At 70.6% G+C, this 9,289-nt stretch carries 6 protein-coding genes; all 6 read right to left on the minus strand.

The features are described 5' to 3' along the window. Nucleotides 1-23: 23 nt before the first annotated feature. Complete coding sequence (locus ACFZB9_RS27535; protein WP_391451494.1) at nt 24-1,262, minus strand: PLP-dependent aminotransferase family protein; 1,239 nt, start codon at nt 1,260-1,262, stop codon at nt 24-26. Then, a complete protein-coding gene (locus ACFZB9_RS27540; RefSeq protein ID WP_391451496.1) occupies nt 1,259-3,949 on the minus strand; it encodes a condensation domain-containing protein in 2,691 nt (896 codons plus the stop codon). Before ACFZB9_RS27540 ends, ACFZB9_RS27535 begins: the two co-directional genes overlap by 4 nt. Nucleotides 3,950-3,951: 2 nt before the next feature. Further along, nucleotides 3,952-5,157: a hypothetical protein gene (locus ACFZB9_RS27545; protein WP_391451498.1), complete on the minus strand. Its 1,206-nt coding sequence runs from the start codon at nt 5,155-5,157 to the stop codon at nt 3,952-3,954. A 95-nt stretch (nt 5,158-5,252) separates the two neighbouring features. Beyond that, nucleotides 5,253-5,504: an acyl carrier protein gene (locus ACFZB9_RS27550; protein ID WP_391451500.1), complete on the minus strand. Its 252-nt coding sequence runs from the start codon at nt 5,502-5,504 to the stop codon at nt 5,253-5,255. A gap of 28 nt (nt 5,505-5,532) precedes the next feature. Next, nucleotides 5,533-6,384: a 3-hydroxyacyl-CoA dehydrogenase family protein gene (locus tag ACFZB9_RS27555; protein ID WP_391451502.1), complete on the minus strand. Its 852-nt coding sequence runs from the start codon at nt 6,382-6,384 to the stop codon at nt 5,533-5,535. Nucleotides 6,385-6,427: 43 nt separating this feature from the next. Next, a partial coding sequence (locus ACFZB9_RS27560; protein ID WP_391451504.1) for an SDR family NAD(P)-dependent oxidoreductase occupies nt 6,428-9,289 on the minus strand: 2,862 nt, incomplete at its 5' end.

Raw genomic sequence — 9,289 nt, forward strand, 5'->3', positions numbered from 1 at the left:
TTTCGTGGTCACGGATCACGGGATCAACTCCGGGAGTCGGGCCGGCTCGCATCGGCCAGCGCCTTTCCGAAGGCGACCGACAGACGGTCGACCGCCTTCGAGCGCTGGGCCGCGTCGAGGGAGGCGTAGGAGAGCCGCAGCTGCTGTGCTCCGGCACGGTCGACGCAGAACGGACTCCCCGGCACGAAGGCCACGCCTTCGGCAAGCGCGATGGGGTACAAGCGGTCCGCACTGACCAGGGGGTCGGTGATCGAACACCAGAGGAAGAGGCCGCCACGCGGTTCGTCGAAGCTCAGCCAGGGCAGGCGCTCGTGGAGAAGCCCGGCCAGTGCACCCGCCTTGGAGCGGTAGAGCTGCCGCAGCCGCCGGACGTGACCGGGCAGGAACTCGGGGTCGGCCAGCAACTCGGACAGCACGTACTGCCCGAGGGTGTTGGTCTGGAGGTCGCTGCACTGCTTGGCGGTGACCAACTCGCCGATCAGCGCGGGAGGGGCTACCAGGCCCGCCACGCGCAGGCCCGGGCAGAGGGTTTTGGACAGGCTCAGCAGCCTGACGACCCGTTCGCCGTACAGATCGGTCGACGGCAGCCGGCTGCCGACGAAGGCCAGGTCCGCGTACGGATCATCCTCGATGATGACGAAGCCGTACCGGTCGGAGAGCTCCGCGAGGTGGCGGCGGCGCTCCGGGGTGAGCACCGAACCGGTGGGATTGTGGAAGTGCGGCACCACGTAGACCGCCTTGCACCGGTCACCGGCGCTCAGGCGTTCGGCCAGGATGTCGGTCCGCATCCCGTCCCGGTCCCCCGGTACGGGCAGCAGCCGTGCCCCGGCCCGCCGGAAGACCTGGACGGCTCCCAGGTAACTCGGGTCCTCCAACGCCACCGAGTCGCCCTCGTCCAGCAGGACCTGGGCGATCAGGTCCAGGCCCTGCTGACTGCCGCTGGTGACCAGGACCTGGTCCGCCGTGACGGACGCGCCGGTCGCGGAGGCCAGCCGAGCCAGTGCCTCGCGCATCGACGGCACACCCTCGGTCGGTGCGTACTGCAGGGCAGTGACGGCTCTCCCGGCCATCACGCGGTCCATGGCCGCTGTTATCCGGGACACCGGGAAGCTGTCCGGCGTGGGTATGCCGCCGGCCAGCGACAGGACCCCCTCGGCGGTGGCGGCGGCCAGGATCTGCCGGATCGCATCGGAGCGGCCTCGCCCGGTGCGCTGTGCCAGCAGCTGACCGAGGTCGCCCTGGGCGGAGTGGGTGAGGCTCATCCGAGCTCCGCCGACTGGGCTCGCCGACTCGGGACGCCTACCGTCAGACCGAGCCGTTCGAGGGCGCCGAGCGCCTCGATGAGGCCCGCCCGGTCGTCCTGGCCACGGCGCATGGTGGTGAGGACGGTCGCGGCGGCGCCGGACTCCTCGACGCTCTGCCACAAGGCCGGGGCGAGCACCGGGTGGGCGCTGACCTCGACCAGCACGTCATGGTCCGACAGCAGCTGGGCGGTCGAGTCGGCCAGCAGCACGGGTTGCCGCAGGTTCCGGGCGAAGTACCCCCCGGTGGCCTGCTGCCAGTCGAGCGCTTCCCCCGTCACCGAGGAGATCATCGGGATGCGGCCGGGCCGGGGGGTGAGCTCACCGATGGCCCGTTCGAGGTCCTCCAGGATCGGATCGATCGCCGCGCTGTGGGCCGGCAGGTCGACCCGGACCATCGCGCAGAGCACGTCCGCGGCCTGGAGCTCGGCGACGATGGCCGCCAACTCGGACCGGTCACCGGCCAGCACGGTGGTGCGCGGCCCGTTCCTCGCGGCGATGGACACGCCCTCGCCGACTCCGCGCAGGTGCTCCGAGAGGTCGGTGGCCGAGAGCTCCACCACGGCCATGCCGCTGGTCGGGCCGGCCACGCGGCGCTGCTGGTCGCTGTAGTGGTGGACGAGCCGAGCCGCGTCCGGCAGGTCGAGGATGCCCGCGATGACGCAGGCGGCGATCTCGCCGATGCTGTGGCCCGCGACGGCGCCCGGTCGCACGCCCGCCTCCTCCAGCCAGCGGGCGATGCCCACCTGGATGGCGAAGATGATGGGCTGCATGACGCCGACGTCGCCGGTCCGGGCTTCGGGTTCGTCGAGGAAGAGCTCGTGGACGAGTGACCAGCCCGTGTGCCGGGCCAGCTCGCTGTCGCACTCCTCAAGGGCCGAGCGGAAGACGGGTTCGGTGCGGAACAGCGTCCGCCCCATGCCGACCCACTGCTGGCCGTAGGGGGAGCAGACGAAGGCGACCCGGGGCCCGCCCGCGGCGGCGAGCGCCGGCTCGACGGACGGGCGCCGGGCATGCTCGTGGACGGGCGCCCGGTCGAGTTCGCTCAGTCGCCGGCCCGGGGCGGCGGCCACGGCGTCGAGCAGGTCGCTGAACTCCCGCGCCAGCCGCTCGGCCTCCTCGGGGGCGAACAGGTCGAGGGCGTAGGTGAGGCTGCCGTCGATGCCGTCCGGTGCCCGGTGGTCGGTGAAGCGTTCGAACAACTCGAAGCGGAGGTCGAAGCGGGTGATCCCCTCCTCCACCGGCTCGGCCCGCACCACGAGACCGGGGAGCCGGAGCTCGGCGCTCGCGTTGTTCTGGAACGCGAGCATCACCTGGATGAGCGGGTGCCAGGCGGGGGAGCGCGGCGGGTTGAGGGTCTGGACGAGGTGGTCGAACGGTACGTCCTGGTGGGCGAAGGCAGCCAGGTCCGTGCTGCGCACCCGGAACAGCAGCTCCCGGAAGGTCGGGTCGCTGTCGGTCCTGGTGCGCAGCACCAGGGTGTTGACGAAGAACCCGATCAAGTCGTCGAGGCCCTCGTCGGTGCGCCCGGCGGTGGGGATGCCGATGGCGATGTCGGTGCCGGCTCCGCGTCTGGTGAGCAGGGCCGCGAGGGCGGCCTGCACGACCATGAACACGCTGGTGCCGGTCTCCCGTGCGAGCTGGTGCAGCCCCTGGTGGGTGGAGTGCGGGACCTGGACGGTGGCTCGGCCGCCCCGGTGCGAGGGGGTGTCCGGGCGCGGGGCCGCCACGTCGATCCGCAGCCGGTCCGGCATCCCCGCCAGTTCCCCGCGCCAGAAGGACAACTGGCGGTTGACCAGGCTGTTCGGGTCGTCCGGATCACCCAGCAGCTCATCCTGCCAGAGCGTGTAGTCGACGTACTGGACCGGGAGTTCGGGCCAGGCCGGTTCCTCACCGAGGCGGCGCGCGGCGTAGGCGAGCGCCAGATCGCCGTTCAAGGGGAGCAGTGACCAGCCGTCGCAGGCGATGTGATGGACCGTCAGGAGCAGGACGTGTTCGTCCGGGGCCAGCCGGAACAACTGGGCCCGCAGCGCCGTCTCGGCGGTGAGGTCGAAGGCGTAACCGGCCGCCGCACTCAGCGCCTTGGGCAGGTCGGCTTCGGTGACGGAGTCGACCAGCAGCTCGACCGGAGCCTCGTCCGGGTCCAGGACGATCTGCTGGGGCCGGCCGTCCCAGTCGGGGTAGGCGGTGCGCAGGCTCTCGTGCCGGGTGACCAGGTCGTCGAGGGCGAGCTGGAGTGCCGGAAGGTCGAGGTCGCCGCGCAGCCGGTAGGCCATGGGCATGTTGTAGTGCCCGGCCGCCCCGTGCAGGCGGTTCAGGAACCACAGGCGCCGCTGGGTCTGCGAGAGCGGGATCTGCGCCGGGCGGTCCAGGTGACGCAGCGGTGGACGCCGGCTGCTGGTGCCCTGCTCCAGGTGCTCGGCGAGTTGGGCAACGGTCGGGGCCTCGAAGATCGTCCGGACCGGGATGTCGACGTCCAGGGCGGCCCGGATGCGACCGGCGAGCCGGGTGGCCAGGAGGGAGTGGCCGCCCAGCTCGAAGAAGGAGTCGTCGATGGTGACCTGGTCCAGCCCGAGCACCTGGGCGAACACCGCGCAGAGGACCTCCTCCTGCTGACCTCGCGGGTCGCGGCCCTTCCGCTCGCCCACGGTCAGCACCCGCCGACGGCGGCGCGGACCTGGGCGGGCCACGCCACGGCGTCGAGGCCGTACTGGCACAGGAAGGCGTAGACGAGCCGCTCCAGGCCGAAGCCGACGCAGCCGCTGCGGGTCGGGCCGTCGGTGCCGTGGTCGATACCGAAGGCCTTGCCGAACAGGTCGTCGTGGAAGTTGAAGGAGCCGACGGCGATCGTCCGCTCGGGGGCGACGTGGAGCCGCAGCTCGTACTTGAGCTCCATCAGCCGCTGCGACCAGATCCGCTCGGAGGTGTCCGTGCCGCAGAAGAACGGGTCGTTGCCCACCTCGCAGAAGCCGCTCATGCCGAGCTCCTCGACGACGGCGAAGACCTTCCGCATGAAGCGCTCCCGGGAGTGCAACACGTCCTCCCGGGAGCCCATGAAGACGATCTCCCGGATGGTGAAGTCCCAGAGCCGCTCCAGGCCGGTGGCGTACGCCGCCTCGAAGCGGAACGACTTGCCGCGCGAGGTGACCACGTGGAGCCGGTCCGCCTCCAGGGTGCGATGGCTGTACTGGTTGAAGGTGTGGTAGCACATCGTCGGCGGCAGGCAGTAGTCCACGTTGCCGCAGGAGCCCAGCACCTCGGAGTCGATACCGGTGACGGCCTGCTGCTCCTGGAAGCTGCGGTAGACGTCGAGGTCGTTGCGCAGCCGGGTGACGAACATCAGGTGCTGTGGGAAGGACTTGAAGTAGCCCGCCGTCTCCAGCGCCTTCGTCCTGATCAGGGTCGGGTACTGGTACTCCCGGACCTCGTGGTCCTCGGCCAGCAGGTCGCAGACGGCCCGGTCGAAGTAGGCGAACAGCGAGAGCAGCGGCTCGCCGAGGGCGACCTGGCCCTCGCCGACCTCGGTCACCGCACCGGTGCCGGCGAGGAGTTCGAAGATGTCCTGGTGCGGGGTGCGCTGGTGCGGCGAGGTCCAGACGGCCTTGGGCGGGGTCACCCACTGCTTCCGGACGTCGTTGTCCACCATGGAGTTGACCTTGGCGGTCAGGGCCTCATGGGGCAGTGGCTGCTCGGAGCGCAGCGTCACGGTGCGTACCTCGCCGCCGTCCACGGTCACCTCGAAGCCGGTGATCTCGGGCGACACGAAGAAGAGCCGGCGCTCGATCTCGGCGGCCAGCGCCTCGGGGATCGGGCTGTGCAGGTCGATCCGGGTGAGGACATCGCTTTGGTGCGTCATGGTGGGGTGCTTCCTCGCCGGTGGGGGAACTGTCCGTAGGGGAAAGGGCCGGCGCGCGACGGTGTCGCCGCCGCGCGCCCGTGGGTGGGCCGGGACTAGGCTGCTGTCGTCGTCCGCGACGTGACCAGGCGGACGAGGCCGTCCACCGTGCGGAAGTTGTCGAAGTCCATGTCCGCCGGGCCGAGGGTCAGGCCGAACTCCTTCTCCACGAAGAGCGCGAGCTGCATCGCGAAGAGGGAGTTGACGTAGCCGAGGGCGAAGAAGTCGTCGCTGTCGGCAAGCGGCTGGCCGGCCAGCTGCGGGGCGAGGAACTCACGGACCCGGGCGCGCGCGTCGTCGTTCGTCATTTCTGGTGTCTCCTTCGGTGGTTCGGTCTCAGTAGGTGTAGAAGCCCTGGCCGGTCTTACGGCCCAGCAGTCGTGCGTCGACCATCTTCTGGAGCAGCGGGGCCGGGCGGTACTTGCTGTCCTTGTAGCTCTCGTACATGACCGTGATCGAGTTCAGGATCGTGTCGAGGCCGATCAGGTCGCCGGTCTCCAGCGGGCCCATCTTGTGGCCGAAGCAGCCACGGAACATCTTGTCGACGTCCTCGGCCGAGGCGATCTGGTCCTGGACGCAGAAGATGGCCTCGTTGATGGTCACCATGAGTACCCGGTTGGTGATGAAGCCGGGGGCGTCCTGGACGACGATGCCTTCCTTGCCCAGCTCCGCCAGCAGGCCGAGCGCGGTCTTCAGCGTCTCGTCACTGGTGAAGTGGCCGCTGACCACCTCGACGGTGTCCATCATGGGGACGGGGTTCATGAAGTGCAGCCCGAGGATCTCGGCCGGGCGTCCGGTGACCGAGCCGACCCGGGTGATCGGCACTGCCGAGGTGTTCACGCCGAAGATCACACCAGGGCGGCAGATGGCGTCGAGCTGCTCGTAGACCTCGCGCTTGACCTCCCAGTTCTCGGTCACGTTCTCGACCACGAAGTCGGCGTCGGCCAGCGCGGCGAGCTCGGTGCCGGTGGCGATCCGGGCGAGGACGGTCGCGGCGTCCTCCTTCGGCGGCTTGCCGAGCAGCATCGGCTGGACCAGCATGTCACGGCCGATCTGGGCGACCGCGCTGTCGAGTTGGGCTTGCGAGATGTCGACGAGGACCACCTCGAACCCGGCCTGTGCGAAGGACTGGGCGACGCCACGGCCGATCGTGCCTGCGCCGATCACGCCTACGGTACGGATACTCACGGGATACCACCTTTGTGGGATAGCGGGGATTGGGCCGGCCTGGTCAGCCCTGGGCGTCCCTGGTGTCCAGATGCTCGGCGAGTTCCGCGATCGTGACGTAGCGGAACAGGTCGACCATCGAGACCCGGACGTCCATGATTTTCTGGATGCTCTGGGCGATCCGGAGTGCTGCCAGTGAGTCCACCCCGAGCGCGAACGAGCTGTCGTGCACGTTGAGTTCGGTGAGGCCCAGCTCGCGGGCCCAGATCCGGGCGAGGGCCTGTTCGGTGTCGCTGAACTCGCCGCTCTCGTTGCCGAAGAGCTTCGGGCCGCCGTCGGAGGGCGCGCTCTGCGCCGTGGTGGCCGACCCGGTGTCGCTGCTGCGGGCAGCGGCGATGGCCTGCTGGATCGGGGCGGCCAGCACCAGCGGTGCGCGGCGCAGCAGCTCCGTGAGGCCGGCGGACCCGCCCAGCTTCGGGTAGTTGATCTCGCCGACGACCACGGGCGTGCAGGCCGCGCCGAGGATCTCCTCGAAGCTGCTGAGCCCGTCCTCGACCGACACCGACCGGAAGAAGCCCTGGTCCTGCTGGACCCCGTGGTCGAACGCCATGCCGGTGTCCAGCCAGTCGCTCCAGTCGACCGTCACCGTCCACCGGCCGCGCGCGCCGCGCTGCTCGGCGAAGTGGTCCAGGTAGCTGTTGGCGGCAGTGTAGTCGCCCTGCCCGGCCGCACCGAAGATCGCCACCGTGGAACCGAAGTTGACCATGCACTCCGGCGGGTCGTCCTGAGTGACGAGGTCCAGCACGGTGGCGCCGAGCACCTTGGGGTTCAGCGTACGGCGGAAGGTCTCCGGGTCCTTGCGGAAGAGGAAGCCGTCCCCGGCGACCCCGGCCGCGTGGACGATGCAGCCGATCGCCCCCAGCTCGTCGCGGACCTTGGCGACGACGCTCTCCATCGCGGCCAGGTCGGTGACATCACCGCAGTAGCTGCGCACCTCGGCGCCGTTCTCGGCCAGTTCACGCAGCGCCTCGATCTGACTGCGCAGCTTGACGTCGGTGACCGCGTCCCACCGTTCGCGCGGGGGCAGCTCGGTGCGGTTGACCAGGGCCAGCCGCGCACCCGGCACCGAACGGCTCAGCCGCCGGGCGACCGCCAGTCCGAGCCCGCCCAGGCCGCCGGTGATCAGGTACACCCCGTCCGGGCGGAGCGGCCGGGACCTCGGCTTGTCACGCAGGTCCACCGCTACGAGTTCCGTGACGTACCGCAGCCCGTCGCGCAGCGCGACGGTGGTGGGTGTCCGCGCGCCGAGCAGCTCGGCGCAGACGGCCTCGGTGCCGGTGTCCTCGGCGATGTCGAGGCAGAACACGTCGGTGTTCTCGAACTCCTGGCCGATCACCTTCGCGAGGCCGAAGAGTGTCGCGTGGACGGCAGCCGTCTCCTGCTCGGTGCCGGTCACCCGTGCCACCGAGGGCGCGACCACGCTGACCCTGGCCGGGGCGATGCCGCGTTCGGCGAGGCTGCGGGCCAGGTGGAACAGGCTGTGGACGCCGTGCGCCAGCCGGGCCTCCAGGACGGCCGGATCCTGCTGGACGCGGCCGTCGGCCGGGGCCGCGACGTGCACGACCTCGTCCGGAAGCTCCGTGCCGAGCGCGTCCAGCAGCCGGCCGAAACCCTCGGCGCCGGCCGGTACTTCGTAGTGATCCGGAGCGAGCGGCTGCCACCGGGCCGCGAGTGCCGCCTGCGTGACACTGATGCCGCGTGCGCGCAGTGCGGCGCTCAACTCGCCACTGATACTGCCCTGTTCGCCGATCACCAGGACCCGGGCGGGTGCGGTGTGCCGCCCCTGCGGCGCCGGTGCCGGCACCCACCTGAGGGTGTGGTGTCGGGAGTGCGGGCGCAGCCGGGCGACCGTGTGCTTGGCGTCGGTGACGCGCTTGACGGTGAAGCCGCGGATCTCGGCGGCGGTGGCTCCCGACTCGTCGCAGATCAGCACGTCGACCTTGCGGAACTCGGTGTTGTTCGCGTAGCCGGGGTGCGGCTGGACGAAGCTCAGGCCCCGGGCGGGCAGCGGGCCGTGCAGCAGCAGCGAGTCGTAGCCGACCGGGAGGAAGAAGTCCCGGTCGCCGAGGGCGAGCCGGCGGTCGTCGGCGGTCTCCAGGACGGCGAATCCACTGAAGCCGGTGGCCTGGTCGAGCAGCGTCGGGTGCAGGGGGTAGTCCTGGCACTCGGCCCGGTACTGCTCGGGCAGGTCGAGCACGCCGAGGGCGGCGCGGACGCCGACGTGCACGGTCGGCAGGCTGCTGCGCCAGCGGTCGCCGAACTCCATCACCTTGTGCTCGGTCTGCCGCCGGGTGATGTCCACGCTCTCCAACGAGCAGAGCTCACGCAGGCGTTCCAGGTCCTGCTGCGGCGCGGGTGCGGTGAGCGGCCGGACGTCGACCGTGCCCTGGACGTGCACCGTCCAGCGGTCGCCCGCCGGGTCGAGGCTCGCGACGGTGAACTCGGCCTGCATGCCGTCGAGTTCACGGATGGTCGTGTGTGCGGTGCGCGGGATGTTCTGCTGCACCAGCAGCGGGACCAGGAAGGTGACGTCGCGGAGTTCGGTGACCGGCCGGCCGAAGTGCAGCGAGGCGGCGGCGCGGGCCATCTCCAGGTAGGTGGTCCCCGGGACGATCGCCTCGCCGAGCAGCTTGTGCTCGGAGAGCACCCAGTGCAGCTCCAGCGAGAACTCGGTGAGGAAGACGGACTGGCCCATCGACCGGAGCAGGACCTGGTCCAGCAGCGGGTGCGGGCCGGGGGTGTGCTGGACCGCAGCCTGCGGGACCTGGGGCTCCAGCCAGTAGTGCTTGTGTTGGAAGGGGTAGGTGGGGAGGGGGATGCGGCGGCGTTGTTGTTGGGCGTAGTAGGCGGTCCAGTTGGGGGTGGT

This window comes from Kitasatospora sp. NPDC008050, from assembly GCF_042957465.1.
Lineage (GTDB): Bacteria > Actinomycetota > Actinomycetes > Streptomycetales > Streptomycetaceae > Kitasatospora.

Excerpts from the sequence above, each read along its gene's own strand:
- ACFZB9_RS27535 (WP_391451494.1), bottom strand. The coding sequence starts at position 1,262 with ATGAGCCTCACCCACTCCGCCCAGGGCGACCTCGGTCAGCTGCTGGCA.
- ACFZB9_RS27545 (WP_391451498.1), bottom strand. The coding sequence starts at position 5,157 with ATGACGCACCAAAGCGATGTCCTCACCCGGATCGACCTGCACAGCCCG.
- ACFZB9_RS27550 (WP_391451500.1), bottom strand. The coding sequence starts at position 5,504 with ATGACGAACGACGACGCGCGCGCCCGGGTCCGTGAGTTCCTCGCCCCG.